The organism is Blastococcus haudaquaticus (genome assembly GCF_900230285.1).
Lineage (GTDB): Bacteria > Actinomycetota > Actinomycetes > Mycobacteriales > Geodermatophilaceae > Blastococcus_B > Blastococcus_B haudaquaticus.
This window is the reverse complement of record NZ_OCNK01000007.1, coordinates 1-20,326: the sequence shown is the minus strand read 5'-3', so window position 1 is coordinate 20,326 and position 20,326 is coordinate 1. Positions and strand designations below refer to the sequence as shown.

At 71.0% G+C, this 20,326-nt stretch carries 18 protein-coding genes; 8 read left to right on the top strand and 10 right to left on the bottom strand.

Translation table 11 applies throughout. From position 1 onward, the window contains the following. Positions 1–330: 330 nt before the first annotated feature. Positions 331–1,674, top strand: coding sequence for an ATP-binding protein (locus tag CRP30_RS20525; protein WP_097185893.1), 1,344 nt, complete (start codon positions 331–333; stop codon positions 1,672–1,674). Then, positions 1,671–2,594, top strand: coding sequence for an O-methyltransferase (locus CRP30_RS20520; protein WP_369406770.1), 924 nt, complete (start codon positions 1,671–1,673; stop codon positions 2,592–2,594). The genes CRP30_RS20525 and CRP30_RS20520 overlap by 4 nt, the downstream gene beginning before the upstream one ends. 183 nt (positions 2,595–2,777) lie before the next feature. Here the strand turns inward: CRP30_RS20520 and CRP30_RS20515 are convergent, their stop codons facing one another. Both CRP30_RS20515 and CRP30_RS20510 read right to left on the bottom strand, forming a co-directional pair. Continuing rightward, the gene (locus CRP30_RS20515) at positions 2,778–4,157 is read right to left on the bottom strand and encodes an ADP-ribosylglycohydrolase family protein (protein WP_097185891.1); all 1,380 of its coding nucleotides are present in this window, start codon (positions 4,155–4,157) and stop codon (positions 2,778–2,780) included. Positions 4,158–4,235: 78 nt separating this feature from the next. Next, entirely contained in the window at positions 4,236–4,880 is a 645-nt protein-coding gene (locus CRP30_RS20510; RefSeq protein WP_097185890.1) for a dihydrofolate reductase family protein, read from the bottom strand. A gap of 111 nt (positions 4,881–4,991) precedes the next feature. Between CRP30_RS20510 and CRP30_RS20505 the strand changes: the two genes are divergently transcribed. Continuing rightward, positions 4,992–6,683: a CocE/NonD family hydrolase gene (locus CRP30_RS20505; RefSeq protein WP_097185889.1), complete on the top strand. Its 1,692-nt coding sequence runs from the start codon at positions 4,992–4,994 to the stop codon at positions 6,681–6,683. A 60-nt stretch (positions 6,684–6,743) separates the two neighbouring features. On the opposite strand, the gene CRP30_RS20500 is transcribed toward CRP30_RS20505, so the two are convergent. Further along, positions 6,744–7,853: a hypothetical protein gene (locus CRP30_RS20500; RefSeq protein ID WP_143278514.1), complete on the bottom strand. Its 1,110-nt coding sequence runs from the start codon at positions 7,851–7,853 to the stop codon at positions 6,744–6,746. A 117-nt stretch (positions 7,854–7,970) separates the two neighbouring features. Here CRP30_RS20500 and CRP30_RS20495 point away from each other — a divergent pair, with 117 nt between their 5' ends. The 4 genes from CRP30_RS20495 to CRP30_RS22595 all read left to right on the top strand — a co-directional run bounded on the left by CRP30_RS20495 (position 7,971) and on the right by CRP30_RS22595 (position 9,850). Beyond that, a complete protein-coding gene (locus CRP30_RS20495) occupies positions 7,971–8,207 on the top strand; it encodes a FitA-like ribbon-helix-helix domain-containing protein (RefSeq protein WP_097185887.1) in 237 nt (78 codons plus the stop codon). Continuing rightward, positions 8,204–8,614 (top strand): type II toxin-antitoxin system VapC family toxin, encoded by a 411-nt coding sequence (locus CRP30_RS20490; protein ID WP_097185886.1) that lies wholly within the window; start codon positions 8,204–8,206, stop codon positions 8,612–8,614. Before CRP30_RS20495 ends, CRP30_RS20490 begins: the two co-directional genes overlap by 4 nt. A gap of 55 nt (positions 8,615–8,669) precedes the next feature. After that, positions 8,670–9,560: a DUF4253 domain-containing protein gene (locus tag CRP30_RS20485; protein WP_159961826.1), complete on the top strand. Its 891-nt coding sequence runs from the start codon at positions 8,670–8,672 to the stop codon at positions 9,558–9,560. Between the two features lie 119 nt (positions 9,561–9,679). Then, positions 9,680–9,850: a hypothetical protein gene (locus CRP30_RS22595; protein ID WP_159961824.1), complete on the top strand. Its 171-nt coding sequence runs from the start codon at positions 9,680–9,682 to the stop codon at positions 9,848–9,850. Between the two features lie 94 nt (positions 9,851–9,944). Here CRP30_RS22595 and CRP30_RS20480 read toward each other — a convergent pair whose 3' ends face one another. Next, a complete protein-coding gene (locus CRP30_RS20480; protein WP_097185884.1) occupies positions 9,945–11,105 on the bottom strand; it encodes a transglycosylase domain-containing protein in 1,161 nt (386 codons plus the stop codon). Between the two features lie 65 nt (positions 11,106–11,170). Next, positions 11,171–11,695, bottom strand: coding sequence for an HAD domain-containing protein (locus tag CRP30_RS20475; protein WP_097185883.1), 525 nt, complete (start codon positions 11,693–11,695; stop codon positions 11,171–11,173). 123 nt (positions 11,696–11,818) lie between these two features. Here CRP30_RS20475 and CRP30_RS20470 point away from each other — a divergent pair, with 123 nt between their 5' ends. Beyond that, entirely contained in the window at positions 11,819–13,474 is a 1,656-nt protein-coding gene (locus CRP30_RS20470) for an NAD(P)/FAD-dependent oxidoreductase (RefSeq protein ID WP_097185882.1), read from the top strand. A gap of 90 nt (positions 13,475–13,564) precedes the next feature. On the opposite strand, the gene CRP30_RS20465 is transcribed toward CRP30_RS20470, so the two are convergent. The 5 genes from CRP30_RS20465 to CRP30_RS20445 form a co-directional block, all read right to left on the bottom strand. Beyond that, complete coding sequence (locus tag CRP30_RS20465) at positions 13,565–14,995, bottom strand: hypothetical protein (protein WP_097185881.1); 1,431 nt, start codon at positions 14,993–14,995, stop codon at positions 13,565–13,567. Then, entirely contained in the window at positions 14,992–16,356 is a 1,365-nt protein-coding gene (locus CRP30_RS20460) for a CHAT domain-containing protein (protein WP_097185880.1), read from the bottom strand. Before CRP30_RS20460 ends, CRP30_RS20465 begins: the two co-directional genes overlap by 4 nt. Continuing rightward, positions 16,353–17,741 (bottom strand): hypothetical protein, encoded by a 1,389-nt coding sequence (locus CRP30_RS20455; RefSeq protein ID WP_097185879.1) that lies wholly within the window; start codon positions 17,739–17,741, stop codon positions 16,353–16,355. The genes CRP30_RS20460 and CRP30_RS20455 overlap by 4 nt, the downstream gene beginning before the upstream one ends. Next, entirely contained in the window at positions 17,741–19,030 is a 1,290-nt protein-coding gene (locus tag CRP30_RS20450; RefSeq protein WP_097185878.1) for an alpha/beta hydrolase family protein, read from the bottom strand. Before CRP30_RS20450 ends, CRP30_RS20455 begins: the two co-directional genes overlap by 1 nt. A gap of 174 nt (positions 19,031–19,204) precedes the next feature. Next, a complete protein-coding gene (locus CRP30_RS20445) occupies positions 19,205–20,104 on the bottom strand; it encodes an SMP-30/gluconolactonase/LRE family protein (RefSeq protein ID WP_097185877.1) in 900 nt (299 codons plus the stop codon). Between the last annotated feature and the right edge of the window lie 222 nt (positions 20,105–20,326).

The following is a 20,326-nucleotide window of genomic DNA, read 5'->3' as shown; positions in this document are numbered from 1 at the left end:
GGAACTGGCCAGGACCGGGCCGAGGTCGGGCTTCGACAAGTACGCCTGAAGTAGACGACCTCGCATCACGAGACCCGAGTCCCGGTCCGAGGTCGTCTACAACATGCGGAGTTTAGCTCCTGCGCCGTCCCCTCGCGATCACTGAAGCGCCATAGCCCTCGCTTTCGCTGCGCTCGACCTGACCACATCTCGTAATCCCTCGGCGCCGACTGCTGCACTAGGTTGCCGACCGGCAAGGCTTGACACCCTGCGTGTGGTGCGGCATGTGCGGGCCCTGAAGGGCTAGTGTAGGAAGCGAGCTTAGTTAGCGTCATCCAGGAAGGGACATACGTGGCTACGCGATCGCTCCCGAAGATCGACGCTAATCCAACCAAGCGCTTCTTCATATCGATGCTGGTTCGTGACATCCAGTTGGTTGATGCGATCGTGGACTTGATCGACAACTCCGTTGATGGCGCGCGAGAGTTGCGACACGATCAAGGGCCTGATGCCTACGGCGACCTGGTCGTCGACCTGAGCATGTCAAGGGACTTCTTCGAGGTCCATGACAACTGCGGTGGCATCGACGCGAAGCACGCTCAGAAGTATGTCTTCAACTTCGGGCGTAAGGAAGACCACCCTGGCGTCGAGGGCTCCGTTGGCGAATTCGGGGTCGGGATGAAAAGAGCCCTCTTCAAGATGGGGCGCAGATTCACCGTAGAGTCGCGGTCGAGCAAGTCCTATTTCTCCATGACCGTGGACGTCGATGCCTGGGAGCACAGTCAAGAGAGTCCCTGGCAGTTCGAGTTTACCGAGTATGAAGAAGACTTGGACCGCGAGGTGCCCGAGACGGACAGGTTCACGCGGGTTCGAGTGGAGCAACTTTACCCCGGGGTTGCGGAACAGTTCGCTCTAGGATCCCTGCACAACCAGCTCGCCGTGATGATCGGCGACCAGCATCAGGCGTCGCTTGATCTCGGATTGTCCATCCTCATAAACGGAAAGAACGTTACCCGTCGCCGCCCACTGCTCCTGCGTTCCTCGCTCGTCTCGCCTGCCCACGAGAAATTCGCCATCGACCTGCCGAAAGGCACCGTTTCGGCGTCGATCTTCGTGGGACTTTCCGATAGTGGCGAGCAGTCAACTTCAGGATGGTACGTCTACTGTAACGACCGCCTGGTCGTCAATGCCGACAAGAGTGAGCTAACAGGTTGGGGCCGAGCAGCCGGCGGAACCATTCCCCTCTACCATCCACAGTATCGTCGATTTAGAGGCTACGCTTTTCTGAGCACCGACACGCCCGGGCTGCTGCCTTGGAATACCACCAAAACCAGCGTTGATCCCAACACTCTCGTCTACCGAACACTGCTACAGAGAATGATCCCTTTGATGCGGCAGGTCATAAGCCTCATTGACGAGGCGGACAAGGAGCTCGAGGCCTTTCCTCGGGGGGCCGGCCCGCTCAATAAAGCTATCCGCGAAGCCAAATCAGTGGCACTATCTAGCATCCCACTTAGGGACAAGTTCGACGTATCGGTGGCTCGATCCGCGGGAGCTAGAGCTGAGACGATAAGTGTTCAGTATCGAGTGCTGCGCGCACGAATGGACGAGGCCCAGGTCGCGCTGAACTTGACCAGCGCCAGCCAAGTGGGACTCGCGACGTTCGACTACTTTTACGAGGCCGAAGTCGAATGACCTCGGATTCTCCGGACTACCGAGTGCGCCCTGCAAAGCACGTGGAACGTCTGATGTTAACGGAGGCGTTACGGCGGTTTGATCGCCTACACCCCCTTTCGGAGGTGCAGTACGTCGGGTTCGGCGCCCATCACTTCGTCGACTTTACTTTGATCCACAGAGCTCTCGGCGTTGACAAGATGGTGAGTATCGAGTCGAGCGCGAGCATCTTCAAGCGCAGTGAGTTCAACAAACCATTCAACTCTATCGAATTGTTGCGCGGGCAGTCGTGGGAGCGACTGAACGATGTAGATCTGAAAATTCCCAGTATCGTTTGGCTGGACTATACCCATAAGTTGGATCGAAAAATGCTTGGGGACATCGATGACGTGGCCCTCAGGGCGTCATCCCCAACTGTCCTGATTGTTACCGTGAACGCTCAGCAGGACGAGACTGGTGCAACCGCTACCGGTCGCCTCAAGGCCCTGGCCGAACGGATCGGACCCGAAGCTGTGCCGATCGGTACTCGCGAAGCCGATCTAACGGGGTGGTCGAATGCTGCAGTTGCTCGGCGGATCGTGGATGAGCGCATCAAAGCCACTGTAGCCGGGCGAGGCGATGATTTGCGCTATCGTCAGCTCTTCAATTTCGAGTATCGTGACGGTGCGCGCATGCTCACAGTCGGCGGGCTTCTCTTCTCCTCCGATCTTGCCGACGCTGTCGATGCGTGCAAATGGGAGGCTTCTTCTTGCTTCAGTCCGACTGTTGACGCCATCCGTATCGAGCTGCCAGTGCTTACGGCTAGGGAGTTGGCGTTCCTCGACGCTGAATTGCCAAACGGCACAGCGAGGAGCCGGCCACCAGGGCTGACTGCGGACGAGGTTGAGACCTATCGACGGTTCTATCGCTATTATCCGCGGTATGCGCTCGTTGAGTACTAGCGTGGACCGTCCTGTTCCTGTAGCGGCGCACATCTGCCTGCCTAGCGAGCGAGCGCCGTGGCGGATTGCCAGTCCTGGGAGCACGACTCTGATGGGCGCACATACGGGCCAGCGAATCCCTCGACGCACTGCTTACAGCGTCCGTCGCGCGCGTGAGCGACTCGCACAGCGGTAAAGCGTCGATTAGCGCAATTGCGCGAGCGCAGCTGTGAAACTGGCATTCCACAGGCCGAGGTGCGGCCAGCGGTCGGCGATGTGCGCGGTCGCCTCGTCGGCCGACATCCCTTCCGTCCGCATGAGCCAAGCGCGGAACACCAGGCCGGTCCGCGAAGCGCCGCCGTGGCAGTGCACCAGCAAGCGGTGGCCTTCCGCCCGCAGGGCCGCCATGTCGTCGAGGACATCGGCCAGCACGACGTCCAGGTCGCTGTTGTGCTCGTTGTCGGCGATGTAGGCCATCCGCTGCAGCTCGTGCGGGAACGGCTCGCCCAGGCGACACAGCGAGATCACCGCGAAGTCAGTGTCGCTGTACCGGGCGCCGTCGAGGTTGGCCGCCCAGATGCCCGGCAGCACCTCCTTCGGGCCGATCCGCGGGATGACGCCCGGGTCGTAGTTCTGCTGCGCCCCGCCGTCCAGCGCTGCCGCGAGCTGCTGCAGGTCGGCCACCCGCCAGACCTTGTCGCCGTGACCGGGCACCCGGCCGTGCACCACCGACGCCCACCGGCTCGGGATCCCGCCCATGCCGAACATGGCACCGGCCAGCCCGCCGGCGACGCACGCCACCGTGTCGGTGTCCCCGCCGAGGTCGATCACCAGCCGCATCACCTCGGCGAAGTCGCGCCCGTTCCGCAGCGCCCACATCGCCTGGCCGAGCGTCGGCCAGACCGCGCCGTTCGACTCGGTTGCCTCGGCCGGCGTCCACGAAGGCGCCAGCACCGTCGCCCACCGCTCCCGGTGCTCGTCAGCGACCAGAGTCAGCGCCGTAGGAACCGCCGCCAGCGGGTCGCCGCCGTCCAGCGCCACCCGCATCAGCTCGTGGAAGATCGCGCAGCCCTCGCCGGCCGCCGGGTCACCGTGCGTCAGCGCCGAGATCCGGCACGCCGCGTCCGTCGTCGTCTCGGTGCCGGCGCGGGAGAAGAAAATCGCCGCCGGCGTCGTCCGCATCAGCGAGCCGTTGCCTGCGGCGTGGCCGGACCGGGCGAAGTGCTCGGCCGAGGCGACGTTCCACGGCCGGCCCGACCGCAGCACCGCACGGGTCTGGTTGCCGATGTCCGGCGGCTCCGCCTTCGCCCAGCGCACGAATCGGCCGAAGAGGTCGGCCTCGTCGAGGCCGCCCCGGTCCAGCAACGAGGACGCCACGATCAGCGCCAGCTGCGTGTCGTCGGTGAACTCGCCCGGCTCCCATCCTAGCGAGCCGCCGCCGCACATCTCCGTCTTCGCGCCGCGGGCGGGCACGGGGAAGCGGGCGGTGAACCGACCAGCAGGGCCGAACTCGAACGGCGCCCCGAGTGCGTCGCCGACGGCCGAGCCGACCAGCGCGCCGGCCACACGGTGGGAGCGGTGCATGCCTCTCACAGTGCCAGGTGCTCCGGGTGGGCCGAAATCGGCTCCGCCCAGACTGCAGAGGGGCTCACAGCTGTGCCCTCACCTCCGCCAGAAGATGTGGTGGACCACGCCGCTCGGACTGGGGACGACCTCGAGGTGGAAGCGGTCGAGCAGCTCGTCGGGCGACTCCCAGAGCCGCACCCCCGAGCCGAGCGTCACGCCCCGCGAGACCGCCACGTGCATTGTGTCGACGAGGTCAGCCTCGAGGAACTCGCGGATGGTGGTGACCCCGCCGCCGAGTCGGACGTCCCTGCCCTCGGCGGCCGCCCGGGCCTGCTCGAGAACCGCGGCCGGTTCGCCGGACACGAAGTGGAACGTCGTGTCCGACAGCGTGAACGACGTGCGATCGAAGTGCGTCAGCACGAACACCGGGGTGTGGAACGGCGGCTCGTCGCCCCACCAGCCCTGCCACTCGAGGTCGTGCGGCCCCCGGTACGGGCTGAACTTGTTGCGACCCATGATCTCCGCGCCGATGTTGTTCGCGAAGTCGCGGGTGAAGTAGTCGTCGAGGCCGCGGCTCCCGCCCGGCTCGGTGCGGTTGGGCCAGCTCGCCGTCGCGCCGGCCCAGGAGGCCAGCTCCGCGGGGTTCGCGTGGCCGAACGGCCGCTCCAGGCTCTGGCCCTCGCCGGCTCCGAACCCGTCGCTCGACAGGAACAGGTTCTGGACCTTCAGCAGCTGCGTCACGGTGCTCCTCGCTCGCGGTGGCCGACGAGGGTTCGACCACTTTGGGGAGGCGGACTCATCGGCGAACTAGTGTCCAGGCCGATCCCCGGCCCGACCAGCCCAGGAGCGCCCGTGCCCCTGCTCGACCGCCGTCCTCCGGCAGGGGGCGCGCCCCTGTCCCGCGCCGCCCGGATCGCCGCGTCCGCGCTGACCCGGCGGTGGGGTCTGCCCGCGGCCACGAACGAGGTCCGCGTGCTGCGCGGCGTCGACGTCCCCATGCGCGACGGCACCACCCTGCGGGCCGACGTCTACCTGCCGACCAGCACAGGCCCGCACCCCACCGTGCTGCTGCGCTCCCCGTACGGCCGCGGCGCCGGGTTCGCCTTCCCGATGACGGTGCCGTACGCCGAGCGCGGCTACGCGGTGGTGCTGCAGAGCGTTCGCGGCACGTTCGGCTCCGGCGGTGACTTCACCCCCGTCGTGAACGAGGAGCACGACGGGCAGGACACCGTCGCCTGGCTCCGCGACCAGGAGTGGTTCGACGGCCGGCTCGCCACCCTCGGGCCCAGCTACCTCGGCTACACGCAGTGGGCGCTGGCCCTCGACCCGCCGCCCGAGCTGAAGGCGATGGTGCTGCACATCGGCCCGCACGACCTCGCCCAGGCCGGGATGATCGACGGCGCCTTCCAGCTCACCAACCTCTCCATCTGGACCGACCTCGTCGCCCACCAGGAGCGGGTCGGCTTCCTGCGCGGGCTCGTCCGGCTGGCGACGGCGGAGCGGCGGCTGGCCCCCTACCTCGGCGAGCTCCCGCTGCAGGGGCTGGCCGAGCGCTTCGGCGGGAACCCGGCCCCGTGGTTCGACGAGTGGCTGGCCCACCCCGACCTGTCCGACCCCTACTGGGACCGCTACCGCGCCACGCCCGCCGTCCACTCATCCACGGTCCCGACGCTGCTCATCGGCGGCTGGCAGGACTGGTTCCTCGAGCAGACGCTCTACCAGTACGCCGCCCTGCGCGACCGCGGCGTCGACGTCGGCCTCACCGTCGGCCCGTGGGCGCACCTGGGCATCGACCCGGCGGTGACGACGCCGGAGAGCCTCGCCTGGCTGAACGTCCACCTGCCCGTGGCCGGCGCCGAGCCCGCCGCGCCGCGACCCGGCCGCGTGCGAGTGCACGTCACCGGCGCGGGCACCTGGCGCACCCTGCCCGACTGGCCCCCGCGCACCACCGACCGCACCTGGTACCTGGCCCCGGACGGACGGCTGGACGACGACGCACCGGCCGAGCCCGGGGTCACGACCGTCCACTACGACCCGATGGACCCGACGCCCTCGGTCGGCGGCCGCGTGCTCGCCGGCAGCGCGGGCCAGCGCGACAACCGCGACCTCGAGGCGCGCGACGACGTCGTCACCTTTACCACCGGTCCGCTCCGGAAGCCGGTCGAGCTGCTCGGCGGGGCGCGCGTCCGGCTGTCCGTCGAGTCGGACAACCCGTACTCCGACGTTTTCATGCGGCTCTGCGACGTCGAGCCGAACGGGAAGTCGATCAACGTCACCGACCGGCTGGTCCGGCTCGACCCCGCGCCCGGTGAGGAGCCGGTGACGGGGGAGCGGACGGTCGAGGCGACGCTGCCCGACACCGCGCACCGCTTCCGGGCCGGTCATCGCATTCGGCTGCAGGTGTCCGGCGGCGCGCACCCTCGCTACGCCCGGAACCTCGGCACGGGAGAGCCGCCCGGCGAGGCGACCCACGGCGTACCGGTGAAGCACCGGATCTGCTCCGGCGGGCCGTCGCCGTCGTCGGTGACCCTGCCGGCCGGCTGAAGGATCCGGTTCTCCGCCATCCATAGCAGCGGGCGGCGCCGGTCCTCGCCGCGCCTGTGCTCAGCTCTCGTTCGCGTCCAGGTCCTGCACCGCAGCGAGGAAGGACCCAGCCGCGGCGTCGAGGGCGGAGAGCGCTGCAGCCGTGAGCCCGGGTCGTAGCCCACGCTCGGCGTGCCCGTAGCGGATCAGATCGCGGAGCAGCTCCGGTACGCGATGGAGGAACGGCGTCGAGTCGTCCAGCATCCGGAACTCGGGGGTGAGGAGCTTGCGCACGTTGTCCGGGCTCCAGACCAGCGGATCGCCGATCCCGTTGGCGCTGCCCGCCGTCACGACCTCGTCGACGAGGGGTCGGAGGTCCGCCCCGGCCCAGGCCGGTCCGAACGGGCTGGCGAGGAAGCTGTCGGTGATGTCGTCCAACTCGTCCTCAGAGAGCTCCTGCAGCGCATCGGCCGAGCCACCGGCCGGCTGCAGGCCCACGACCCACGTCACCAGCGGGCGGGACTGCGCCCAGCTCTCGTAGCCTCCCGTCCCCGGCCCCAGGTCCAGTTCCCGGACGGCAGCTTCGATGCGGGCCCGCGCATCGGCGGGAGGGATGTCGCGAAGGCACGCATCCTCGCCGACGTCCGCGAGCGCGATCGCGGCCACGTCGTCCAGACGTGCTTCGACCACGAAACCGTCTGCGGCGAAGGCGCCGAGCTCGTTGTCGACGAGGACGACGGCGGTGAGCGGGTACCCACCTGGCACCGTGGCGCCGACGAGCAGCTGGTCGGCGTCTCGATACACCGTGCTGATCTCGACCGCCCGCCCGAGGGCCTCGGTGCGGTGCAGCTCGGCGAGCCAGCGCGGCAGCACCAGGCCGCTCTCGGCGACCTCCCGGCGCACCCGCCGGCGCAGCTCGTCGTCGCCGAGGAGCGTGGCGACCGCGGCGGCGGCTGCTGCGGTCTCCGGCCGTCCGCTCCCGGCCATTCCGAGGACCAATTCCTGGCGGTGCGCGCCCGGGTCGTCGGCGCCTGCCGTGACGTCCAGCATCACAGCCGCGACGCCCAGCAGTGGACCGGGCGTCGAGCTCTCGGCAGCCGAGACGAGAGCGGCGGTGAAGTCGTCCTCGGCCGACCTGGGAGGGCGGCCCTGGTGGCGCCGGTGCGGGCGCCTCTTTCTGCTCTTCGGCATCACCGGACGCTACTGCGACCAGCTGCCGGGACGTCGCGGCTGCCGCGGCCGGTGGACAGGTGGCAAGGCTCGAACCATCTGCTGATGATGTGCTGCGGATGCTGCTAATATGCTTGCATGACGGTATCGGTCACCATCCGGGACGTCCCGGATGCCACCCGGGATGAATTGGCCGCGCGTGCGGCCAGGGCCGGGCAGTCCCTGCAGGAGTACCTGCGCGCACAGCTGGTGGAGCTGGCGCGGCGGCCGAGCCCGGACGCGTTGTGGGATCGCGTCCAGCATCGGGTGCTGGCCACCGGCAGCCGGCTGCCTGCTGACGGGATCGTCGAGATGCGCGACGCCGACCGCAGGTGACCGTCGTGGTCGATGCGTCTGCCGTCGTCGCTGCGCTGGTCGATGGGGGCCTGGACGGCGTGTGGGCACGCGCCGGCCTCCGCGGCGAGGACCTCGTCGCCCCGTCGCACTTGTATGTCGAGGTGTCCAACGTGCTCCGCCGCGCCGTACTCGCCGGCCGGCTGGGCTCGAACGCCGGCGCGCTGGCCCACCGCGACCTCGTCGATCTGTCGGTGACTACCTTCCCGTTCGAGCCGCTGGCCGACCGGGTGTGGGAGCTGCTGCACGCGACCGTCACCGCTTACGACGCTGCCTACGTTGCGCTCGCCGAGGCGCTCGATGCGCCGTTGGTCACCCTCGACCGGCGCCTCGCCGCGGCCTCGGGGCCACGCTGTTCCTTCCGGCTGCCCGACGCGGAACGCCCCTGACCGGGCCCTGTGGAGAACAGCTCCGGGCGACCGGTCCGCCTGCAACGCTCGCGCCATGCATCTCCACACCCACACGCTCGGCGGTCTCTCGCCCGACCTGGTGACCGTCGTCCCGGCGGCAGCTCCGCGTGCCCCACGGTCGGGTGTGCTGCCGGTTCCAGGGCCGCTGCGCCTCGGCTCCGTGCGTCTCGGCCCGGGCCGCCCGGTCGCAGCGAAGGAACCGCGGGGCGATGCACCGGTCGTGCTGTGGGTGACCGACCAGCCGGTGCCCGCGCCGGTCTCGGTGTGGTGGCGGCTGGTCGAGCAGTTCCCGGACACCGGCTTGGGGCCCGTCCTGCTCCAGGGGCTCTACGACGGGTCCGGTCGACCCTGGAACGGCGAGTTCGACCCGTCGACCGAAATCGACGTCGACCTCCTGGACCCGCACGACGTCCTCGCTGACGGCTGGCGCGGCAGTGTCGTCCCGATCGACAACCCGTGGGCGCCAGGGACCGGACCGTTGGCGCCGTTCGGTCCGGCGTTTCCCGGCCTGGCTCCGGGCGGGCCCGCGGTGGACGAGCTCGCGGTCGCCCTGCCCGCCGGCGACCCGTCGCGGATCGGACTCGTGAGCTGCCGCCGTCCCGCCGATGCAATCGCACTCGTCGGCTGGTCGGGAGCCATCAACGTCCGCACACCGGCCGACGTCTCCGCGGTGCTGCGCTCCTGGGAGGACCGCTTCGGCGCGTACCTCGTCGGCCTCGGGTTTGCCACGATCACGCTGCTGGTGAGCCGGCCGCCCATCGACGACGACCACGCTGTCCACCTCGCAGCCGAAATCGCCGCGCTCTGCCCCGACTCCCTGTGGCAGCCGCAGGAGCTGTCGCCGTACCGGGAACGGGAGGCGACTCTGCGCGCGCTTGGTCAGGCGGTGGCTCGGGAGCACGTCTGGCCGCTCTGGTTCGACTGAGCGACGGCGTGATGTGTCGAGAAGTCGACTTCTCGACCTCATCTGTCCCGTTCGCATCCCGTGCGCCGCCACGCCTCACTCGGTCCGCACCGAGCCCGATCCGTTCCTACGCTGATCCCGTGGCCAAGCACCTGCACGACGAGACCGCTGAATTCAAGATGCCCGTCCTCGGGCGGCACGCTGCTGCCGACACCGGCGAGCTGGACGTGACCCAGCGGTTCGACGCCGGCTTCTCCCGGCCGCGGCCCGCCGCGCCGGCCGTTCCTGCGCGGGACGACGAGAGCCGCTGACCTCGGTAGGCCATGGCAGCTCCTGGCCGACCGGCACAATTCCCCGCCATGGACGTCGTCGCTTCCGTCCGAGCTATCGCCACTCGGCCGCGCGTCAGCCGGTGCCCTCGGCCTCGATCAGCTCGGTGATCTCCTCGGGCGCGCTCGAGCAGTCGTCGTCCGAGGGTGGCTGTTCGGAGGCGAGCCCGGTGATGCCGACGTCCTCGACCGGCTGGAAGCCGAGCCGGTCGAGCCAGGCGGGCACCCGGTTCTGCGCGTTGATCACGTGCGAGCGGGACAGCCAGCCCATGCCGTCGTCCACCTCGAAGTCCAGGCCGCCGCCGGGCGCGCGCTGGACGTGCCCGGGGGAGGGGAGCAGCCCGACCAACTGCACGGCCTGCGCAGCGGACAGCTCCGCAGGCGGGGAGTCGAAGTAGTACCAGCCGGCCGCGCAGACGCCGTAGATCGTCGGACCGAACTGCGCGTAGTTGACGTACAGCTCGAGCATTCGGCGGTCGTCGATCAGCGCCGCCATCTCCATGGAGAGCGGCGCTTCGATCGCCTTGCGCCAGGCGCTCAGCTCCTGGTTGAGGAACATGTTCTTCGCAACCTGCTGCGGGATCGTCGACCCTGCCGGGTCCTCCTCGCCCATCAGGTGCGCCTGCGCCCGCACCCACAGTTCGCCCCATTCGAAGGCGCCCTCGCGGTAGGGGAGCGCGGCGTCCTCGTGCGCGATCACCGCGGCCAGGAAGTTGCGGGAGATGTGCTCGACCGGCACCGACTGCTGGATGGAGCCGCCCGGGTTCGCCGCCATGAACGCCGTCGTCGGCGGGTCGATCCAGCGCAGCGACAGCACCGTCAGCACCTGGACGACCGCGAGCACAGCCACCACACGGGCGACCCGGACCAGCAGCCGACGACGCGGCCGCCGCCCAGGACGCTCCCGCCGCCCACGGCGGCCGCGGCGACCCGACGGAACCGGTCCCTGCGGAGGCGGATGGGGACCCCGAGGAGGCGGCGGCGGGGCCCACGGCTGGTACGGCGGCTGCTGCACCGGTGGCGGAGCCGCGTACCCCGGCGGCGCCGAGTACCCCTGCGGGGGCGTGTATCCCTGCGGGCCGGAGTGCCCCGGCGGGGCGCCGTACCAGTCGTTGCCGGCCGGCGGCGGACGGTCGAACCGCGGACGGTCGGCCCGCGGCTGCACCGGCTGGGGCTGGGTGTCCACCCGCCGGCGGAGCGGGCGCGTGCCCTGCGAGTCCGGATCGGAGGAGGGCATGCGGCTGGTCCTCCTCGGGTCGGGGTCGGAACGACCAGGGTAGGTCGACTTCCTGTGAGTCCCGCTCAGCCCGTCTCGTCGAGCCAGGCCTCCACCCGGTCCAGCTCGGCGTGCGTCAGCCCCCGCACGAACGCCGGCGCCACCACGAGCACGTGCCCGTGGGCGGCCAGCCACTCACTCGTGTCCGCCGCCTGCTCGGCCAGGTCGTCGTCGATCCACACGATCCGCCGGTCCGGCTCGGCCTCCGCGACCGCCCGCGCAGCGGCCAGCTTCCACCACCCGGAGAGCCCCCGCCGGTCCTCGCCGTAGCCGGTCGGCAGCACCTCCTCCCGGTCGTGCGTCCGCAGCCCGCGGGGCAGGCCCATCGGCTCGGCGAGCAGCCGGTCGGCCAGCCGCGTCCACGTCGTCAGCCACTGCAGCTCCACCCGGCCCGACTCGTGCCACTCGCGCAGCCGGGCGACGACGGTCGGGTCCCACGACAGCACGTAGCCGTTGAAGGTCCCGCGCCGCCAGCCCTCCGGCAGGTCGGGGCGGACGGCGTTCAGCACGCCGTCGACGTCGAGCAGGAGAACCGGCGGGGGAAGAGGCACGACGACCGTCCTACCCGAGGCGCCTGGCAGGCAACGAGTCACCCGTCACGCGCGGACCCCTGGCACGGCGCAGCACCCGTTTCTAGGATCGCCGGGCACGGGGTCCGCCGGACCGGAGCTGACATGACCCAGCCCCTGATCGTCGCGGTCGACGACGACCCTGACCTGCTCGCGGCCGTCGAGCGGGAACTGCGCAACCGGTACTCGCCCGACTACCAAATCTGCTGCCTGCCCTCGATGGACGAGGGTCGCGCCACGCTGCAGCAGCAGAGCGCCGCAGGTGGCGACGTCGCCCTGGTGCTCGCCGCCGAGGAGCTCGCGGGCGCTCCGGGGACGGAGTTCCTCGGCGAGGTGGCGCGCTACTTCCCGCACGCCCAGCGCGCGCTGCTCCTCGGCTGGGGACTCCTCGGCGCACCGGCGGTCGGCGACGCGATCTTCGAGGCGATCGCCCGCGGCCGCATCGACCACTACATCGTGCGGCCCTCGGTCCCGCCGGACGAGCAGTTCCACCAGGCGATGTCGACGTTCCTCCTCGCGTGGGCCGAGACCCGGGGCCGGGCCCCGCACACCATCGACGTCGTCAGCGAGACCTGGTCCGGCCGGGGGTACGAACTGCGCGAGGTGCTCGGCCGCTGCGCCATGCCGCATCGCTTCTGCCTGGCGCAGTCGGAGGAGGGGCAGGCGATCCTCGCCGACGTCGGCGAGCGCCGGTTCCCGATCCTCGTGATGCCCACCGGACACGTCATGGAGGACCCCACCGACGCCGACATCGCCCGCTTCTCCGGAGCGCCCATCGAGCCCTCGGGAGAGAGCTACGACCTGGTGATCGTCGGCTGCGGGCCGGCCGGGCTGTCCGCTGCCGTGTACGGCGCCTCCGAGGGGCTGCGGACGGCGGTCGTCGACGCGGGCAGCATTGGCGGCCAGGCGACGTCGAGCTCCTCAATCCGCAACTACCTCGGCTTCCCGCGCGGGGTCACCGGCGCCGACCTGGCCCGCCGCGCGTACCAGCAGGCGTGGGTCTTCGGTGCGCGCTTCGCCTTCATGCAGCAGGCCGTGGACCTGTCCCAGGAGGACGGGGGGCTCGTCCTGCGCCTGCACACCGGCGGGATGGTGACGGCCCGGGCCGTCGTCCTGGCGACCGGCGCCAGCTACCGGCGGCTCGGCGTCGAGTCCCTCGAGGCACTGCACGGCGCCGGGGTCTTCTACGGCGCTGCCGCATCGGAGGCGCCGCTGGTCAGCGGCGAGGAGGTGTTCATCGTCGGCGGCGCCAACTCCGCCGGGCAGGCCGCCATCCACCTGGCCGGCTACGCCGAGCGCGTGACGCTGGTGGTGCGCGCGGCGGCCCTCGGAGCCGGGATGTCGCACTACCTCGTCCGCCAGGTGGAGGAGACGCCGAACATCGAGGTCCGGACGGGCACCGAGGTCGTCGACGGCGGGGGGAACGGCCGGCTCGACCACCTCGTCCTGCGGGACCGGCGGAGCGGTGAGGAGGAGAGGGTCGACGCCTACGCGCTCTTCCTCATGATCGGAGCCCAGCCGCACACCGACTGGCTGCCGCCGACGGTCGAGCGCGATGACGCCGGCTTCGTCGTCACCGGGTCCGACCTCGGCGACGGCGCCCTGCATGCGCTCGGCCGGCGCCCGATGGCGCTGGAGACCAGCGTGCCGGGAGTGCTCGCAGCGGGGGACGTCCGGCACGGGTCGGTGAAGCGCGTCGCGTCCGCCGTCGGCGAGGGGTCGGTCGCCATCCAGTTCGTCCACCGCTTGCTGGCCGTCTGACCGCTGCTGCGCTGGGCCGGTCTCCGCGAGGCCGGTCCCCGCGAGCAGGCCTCGATCGTCATCGACCGGCGCCCCAGCACGTACGCCGACTCACCCGCCGGTGGCCGTGGAGGGGAGCGGTGGCAGCACGACCGTCGGATCGCCCAGGATCACCATGCTCTGCCGGTCGCGCGCGGCCAGCTGGGTCACCATCGCCACGGCCTCGACGTCCTCGCCCCTGTCGAAGGCGCGGTAGGCGGCGTCCCGCTGGCCGTAGAACTCGCCGACGTGCCGGTAGGGCTCCCGCAGGGCGAGCCCGAGCGGCTCCGGCTGGAACAGGTGGTCGTAGAACGCCTCCTTGATGCTCATGGTCAGCGGCTGTCCAGTGTCGGGATGGCTGATCGTCCAGTCGAACGTCGGCTCGACGTGGCCGACGAACGCACGCAGTGGCTTCGGCGCGCCCAGCAGCGCCTCCGGCAGGGGTGCGACATGGGCGCCGAGGGCGGCGATGCCCGTGAGCAGCCGCTCGACCTGCGAGCCGGGGTCCATCAGACCGGAGAAGATCGAGCTCCCGTCGCTCCCGGCCGAGCAGCAGGCGTGCGCGTACCAGATCGCGCCGTCCGGCTCCCAGGCGTCGAGCACGGTGACCGGGTCGACGGTGCCGTACTCGCCGTCCACCGGCAGGCCGAGGTCGCGCAGCATCTCCTGCGGGTCGCTCAGCGGGCCGGTCTTCCCGTGGCTCGTCGTCACCACCAGGCCGGGGTGGCCGTCGGCGAGTGCCTCGCAGAGGCGGATGCGCGTGGCGTCCCCGGCCGAGCCGTCGAGGTACCGGGCGCCGATCTCGCCGTCGCCCGCCAGCCCGGCCTGGATGCGCGCGGCGATCGTCTCGCGCATCAGGTGCGAGATGTCCTCGGGTCCGTGGTCCACCGCCCAGACCACGCTGCTCGTCGACCGCGCCGTCGAGTTCGGCCAGCCGCCGATCAGTGCCTCCACGTACCGCTCCAGGGCGGCACCGGTGAGGGTCAGCCGCCCCACCGCGCACGCCTGGTTGAGCAGGTACTGGAACTCCCACGGGATCACGTCCGGCCCGCCGTGGATCAGCAGGTAGCGCGGGAGCGCCCCTTCCCGGATCCCGCGGGCCGAGGCGCTGAGCGCGATGTCCTGGGCCCCGTGCGTCTCGTAGTAGCGCCGCAGGTGCGTGAACCGGGTGCTCGGGCTCGGGCGGTAGCGCAGCACGGGTGATCCGGGGCGGCTGGCGAGCAGCGCACGCAGCGGCTCGGGCGCGTCCTCGCCCCGGGCCTTGACGTCGTCGGCCAGTGCGTCGTCGTCGGGCAGCACCAGCCCCCAGCCCACCCGGGGATCACGCCAGTCGCGCGGATCGGCCGGTGCCTCCGGGGCGAGCAGTCGCGGCAGCGACTCGCCGTGCCGCTGCAGCGCCCAGCGCACCGATTCCCGGCCGAGCGGGCCGGCGGCCGGCGTCTCCCCGGTCCAGGCGTTCGCCTGGACGGTCGCCGGCAGGTCGGGTGCCAGGACGTCGGTCATCCGTCGCCTCCCTCGAGCACGGTCAGTGCGCGCCGGATCTCCGCGTCGACCCTCCGCAAGGCGTCGGGCGGAGTGTCCGGCGGCGCCTCCAGCCGGTACTTCATCAGCGTGTTCAGGTAGTCGGTGCTGTTCCGCCGGTCGATGGTGGAGTGCTTCGGATCGGCGGCCACGCGCTCGATGCGCAGCGGATCGGGGCGCACGTAGAGCACCGGCAGCGTCCAGTCGCGGTGCAGGGCCGCCGCCTCCCGCGGGGTGTGATGGGCGTTGATGTACTTGTCGCGCAGCTGCCGCCGTGGGGTGACCAGGGAGGCGGCCAGCTCGATCTCCACCTCTTCGCCGTTCACCAGGTGGGAGTCGAGGTGGTCGAGCAGCGACCCGTAGAAGGAGCGGGTGAACAGTGCCGCGTCCGCGCTGGAGACCGGGTCGCGCATGCCGATGACGGCCGGATAGCCGGCGCCGATGAGCAGGTACGCGATCGACCGGGCGCCGTCGGAGTCGCTGCCGCCCTCGCACGAGTTGAGCGTCACCAGCCAGGTCGACCGACCGCGGTTGCGCAGCTGCAGTGGCTCCAGCACCACCGAGCTGTTGCCCTCCCGGAGGTAGTGGTCGCGCCGGGTGGCCAGTTTGAGCAATGGAGAGGTGCCGCCCTGCCCGTGGCAGAACAGGTGGAGCAGGTGCGGGTCGAAGCGCTGGAGGTCGCGCAGCAGCTCCGGCCCCTCGGTCAGCAGGTTCACGGTGCCGGGCAGGCCGTCGGTGGCGAGATCGCTGCGGATCCGCTCGGCCAGCGTCTTCTCGCCCACCCAGACGTCGACCTCCAGCTCCTGCTTCAGCTGCGCGCCGACCAGGGCCTGGCGCAGCGCCGTCCACTCGTCGTCGGCCGGCACCCCGATCGCCGACATGACCGCCATGACCTTCAGCGGCGACGTGAACGTGCGGACGTCCTTCTCCCGCGGGATCTGTGCGGCGATGCGGGCGATCGGCCACCGGTCCTCGAGGGCGAGGAAGCCGTTGCCGGCGTCGAACAGCGTCTCCCAGGGATAGGCGGCGGCGGTCTCCGACCCGATCAGCCGCAGGTACAGCGGGCAGCAGTCGTTCTGCTGGAAGGCGTACTGCACGGCCGTGGCGACGGCGGGGTGGTCGCCCAGCTTGCCGAGCAGCGCCTCGCCGATGGCACGCATGTTCTCGCCGGAGGGCGGCTCCTCGTAGAACAGCTTCATCAGGCTGCCGGACGGGCACTCGAACGGATGCAGCTTCTCGAAGTCCTTGATGTCGAACGGCGGATCCTCCAGGGACAGGAAGATCTGCTCGCCGGCGTCGTCCTCGTTCGGGACACCGGCCACACGAACCACGACCCGGCTCATCGCGAAGCCCCCTTGTTGTCGCGCACGGCGTCCTCGATCACCGAGCTGATGAACCGCAGTGCGCTGGTGACGCCGTCGCGCTCGGTGCGCGACGCGTCGGGATCGGTCTCGGTGCCCACGAGGCCTGACGTCCACCGTTCGAGCAGCCGCTGGGACGACGCGACCCAGGCATAGGCCTCGGCCGGGTCGTGACGGGCCTGCCGCAGGAGGTGCGGGTCCGGCGTGCAGTCGTCGAGCGTCGCCTCGATCGCACGCGCGAGGCCCGGCGACCCCGCTGGTGCACCGACGGCCCGGGCGCGCACCAGGCCGGGGTGGCAGGCGATGGTCAGCCGCGGGCTGATCGGCGGGGGCGCCGGAACGGGGTCGTAGAGGAAGCGGTAGGCCGCCACCAGCTCCTCGGCGTGGGCGGCGCTCGGCAGGTGCAGCGTCACCGGGCCGGAGAGGAGGCCGGTCATCCGGTGGCCGAAGATGCGCAGCCCTGCCTCACCGCGGCCGGAGGAACGCACGTCGGCCATCGCCAGGCTGAGGCTCCAGGCGCCCAGGCGCGTGAGCCCCGCGAGCAGCTGCCCGGTGCTGACCAGCCGGATGGCGCGCGGGCTGTCGACGCCGGACGGCGAGGCGCCGAAGTCGAGCAGCCCGAAGTTCTGCGACAGCCGGGCCGGGCAGACGAGGTGGACGACGTCCACGCTGTCGGGCGCGATGGTCTGGGCCATCCAGCGCAGCCACGGGCTCTCCAGCTCCGCCTCGTCGACCGGCCGGCCGCTCAGGCCCACCGGCTCCGGGTCGACGTCCTCTTCCTCGGGCAGCTCGTGGACGGTGACCTGGGCGCCGGGCGGCGCCCAGGAGACCGCCGACGGGTCGCGGCAGAAGACGTCCACCTGCACCCCTGGCAGGCGGGGGACGACGACCTGCAGGAACTCCCGCAGCGGCGCCGTCCCCGGCCACGGCGAGCACACCGCGATGCGCACCGGGTCCGCCGAGGGGGGCGCGGGTATGGCCGAGAACGGCAGCCTCAGGAGCGGTCGGCCCAGATCCGGCTGGAGCAGGCGCTCCCACGGCACCGCGGGCAGGTGCCCGAAGGGCCGCTGGAACTCCAGCCAGACCGGCTCGGCGCTCGGCGAGAGCTCGAGTGCCTCACGCAGCTGCTCGTGCATGCCGGAGGGCAGCCGCAGCGGAGGTCCGCTGCTGAGCGCCTCGTCGATCCCGGCCAGGGTCAGCGGGATGCCCAGCTCCTCAGCGCTGATCGTGCGCTGCAGCGTCACCCCTTCCGGCAGGTCCACCTCCACGTCGATCCGGGGCGGTGCGGACGGGCCGTCGTCCGGGTCCAGGTGGAGGGAGACGCCGATCGTCGTCAGCGGGTACGCCTGGTTGAGGAGGCCGACCATCACGGCCTCATCAGCTCGCGCATGGCCCACCAGGTCTCCGGCACGCTGATCCCGCCGTGCGACCGGATGCTCGCCGAGGAGTCGACGCCGACCAGCCGGCGGCCGTCCGGGAAGACGTACGGGTCGCCCACCGAACGGAGCTCGATCCGCGCGGTGTCGTCGTCGGCGCCGTGCGGTCCGAAGCCGCCGAGTGCCGCGAACCTGCTCGGTGGTTCCGGCCAGCCCGCCGGCATCGGCTCGCGGAGGTCGCTGTCGCGCCGCAGCGCCCAGTGGAAGAACTTCGTCAGCGGGGCGTCGTGCCGGCTGTACGTGCTGAACACCGGCCGGACGGTCCGCTCGAGCGCCGTCCGGTAGCCGCCCGCCGGGCCGTCGGGTCCCGCCGAGGCGAAGCAGAGGTGGTTGACCGCCGGCTGCAGCAGCAGGACCGAGTGGACGGGGCGGGCCACCGGTTCCGCGCAGAGGGCCGACAGCACCACCTTGCCGCCGAAGGAGTGGCCGACGAGGTGGACGCGGGCCTCGCTCTCGGCGAGCGCCTCCCGCACCAGCGGCCCGACCGCTGCGCTGCCCACCCGCCCCGCGCGATCCTTCATCAGCCACACGGACGCGCCGCGGATGGCGTTGCGCGGATCGAGGTACTGCAGGAGGCCGGCCGCCTGGACGCCGTTCCGGCGGTCGTCCACGGTGCCCCAGGTGCTGCTCGACGCCCGGGCCGCTCCGGGTGGCGGGCCCGACCGCCAGACCTTCGTCAGCTCCTCGGGCGCCGGCGGCTCGGCTTCGTCACCGAGCTCGGGACCCTCCGCGCGGTAGACGGGAGCCAGCAGCTGGGCGAGCTCGGTGGACTCGTCGTCGTCGAGCTGCGACTTCGCGGACAGGGTGCGCACCCGGTCGGCGTCGGCCGGGTCCAGCTCGTCGGTGACGGCGTCCAGCGCCTCGGTGTACGGGTCGTCGCCGACCGCGGCGGCCATCACCGGCGCCCGCTCGCCCGGCATCACCAGGAGCGCGCTGGGCCAGAAGATGCCGAGGAGCAGCACCCGCCGATCGGGGTCGTCAGGGAGCTGCCCGACCAGGCCGTCGACGAACTCGTCGTACCGCGTGGTGGCCGCGTCCCAGTCGTTGTTCCAGCCGTGCGAGAAGACGACGACGTCGGTGAAGTCGGCCGACCGCACGGCCCGGCGCGCCTCGTCGAGCGTCTCCGGCGAGCGGCTGGCCCCGCGCTTGTCGTACTGGAGCAACCAGAACGGGTTGTCGTGCCCGACGGTCCGGAACGGCTTGAGGGTCGACGTCGTCATGGGGGGCCTCCCGCACGGGTGCGTGGAGAAGTGGGCGCCCTCTGCTGGGAACGCTGGGGTACCGCCCCTCGCGAGTACCGGTCAACACGCCTGATCCCGGCCGCTGCTGGACGGACGAGTCAGCCACCGCGTGGCAGTGGTCGATGACTGTGTGTGATGGCCGCCGATGCGGTCTCAGGGGAGTCCGGCGTGCGGGACGGCGACGCTCGTGCTGACGAGAACTGCCTCGCGGACCGGCGCCCGCGTGTGCTCGTAGAAGTCGGGCGCGCAGCACATCAGCAGCGTCCGGCCGTCGTCCCCACCGAGCGCGCAGGCGTAGACGCCCATGCCGTCCGGCGCGGCGATCTCCTCGACGATGCCGCCGTTCTCGGCCACCCGGACGACGCGGGAGTTCAGCCCGTCGGCCACCCAGACGTGACCCTCGGCGTCCAACGTGCAGCCGTCGGGCGCGACGACGACCTGCTCGATGAGCTCAGCGACCGAGCCGCCCTTCGGGACGGGGCCGAGCTCCGCCCACGCGCGCCGGTTGGTCAGGTCGCCGGTGGGGGTGATGTCGAAGGCGGTGAAGCGGTTGCCCCACGTCTCGCCCACGACCAGCGTGCCGCCGTCCGGGGTGATGACCGAGCCGTTCGGGAACAGCAGGTCCTCGGCGACGACGGTGACGGTGCCGTCGGGGTCGACCCGCTTCACCGAGGCCGAGCGCGGTGCGCCGCCGCCCATGAGGTCGAAGCCGAAGTCCCCGACGAACGCCCGGCCCTGGCTGTCGACCACCATGTCGTTGAGGAGTCCGGTGCAGACGTCGGACAGGTCGGCGTGCGTGGTGGCCTCGCCGTCGGTGACGCGGAGCAGTCGGTGGTCCTTCATCGAGACGACGAGCAGTTCGCCGTCCGGAAGCCAGCCCAGCCCGGATGGCTGGTTCTCCACCTCGAGCACGACGGTCTCGCCGCCGCCCGGAGCGACGCGGCTGACGGTGTGCCGGTAGAAGTCCGACACCCACCACGCGCCGTCGTGCCATCGCGGGCCCTCGAAGTAGGAGCCACCCTCGAGCACCGTCCGGAACTCCCGCTCTGCCATGCCGGGACCGTACGGGTCGGCTCGCGTCAAGGCGAGACGGAGATCTGTGGACAGGCCGCTGACCTGCGTATTCGCGCCGTTTGTGTCGGCAGAAGCCGCTAAGCTTCGTACACGCGTTCGAACAGGTGGGAGGGTGGTCATGGGCGAGTTGCAATCGGCGCTGGATGCCCTGGCCGCCGAGGACGTGCGGGGTCTCTCGCCGCGGGAGCAGCTCGGCGGGAT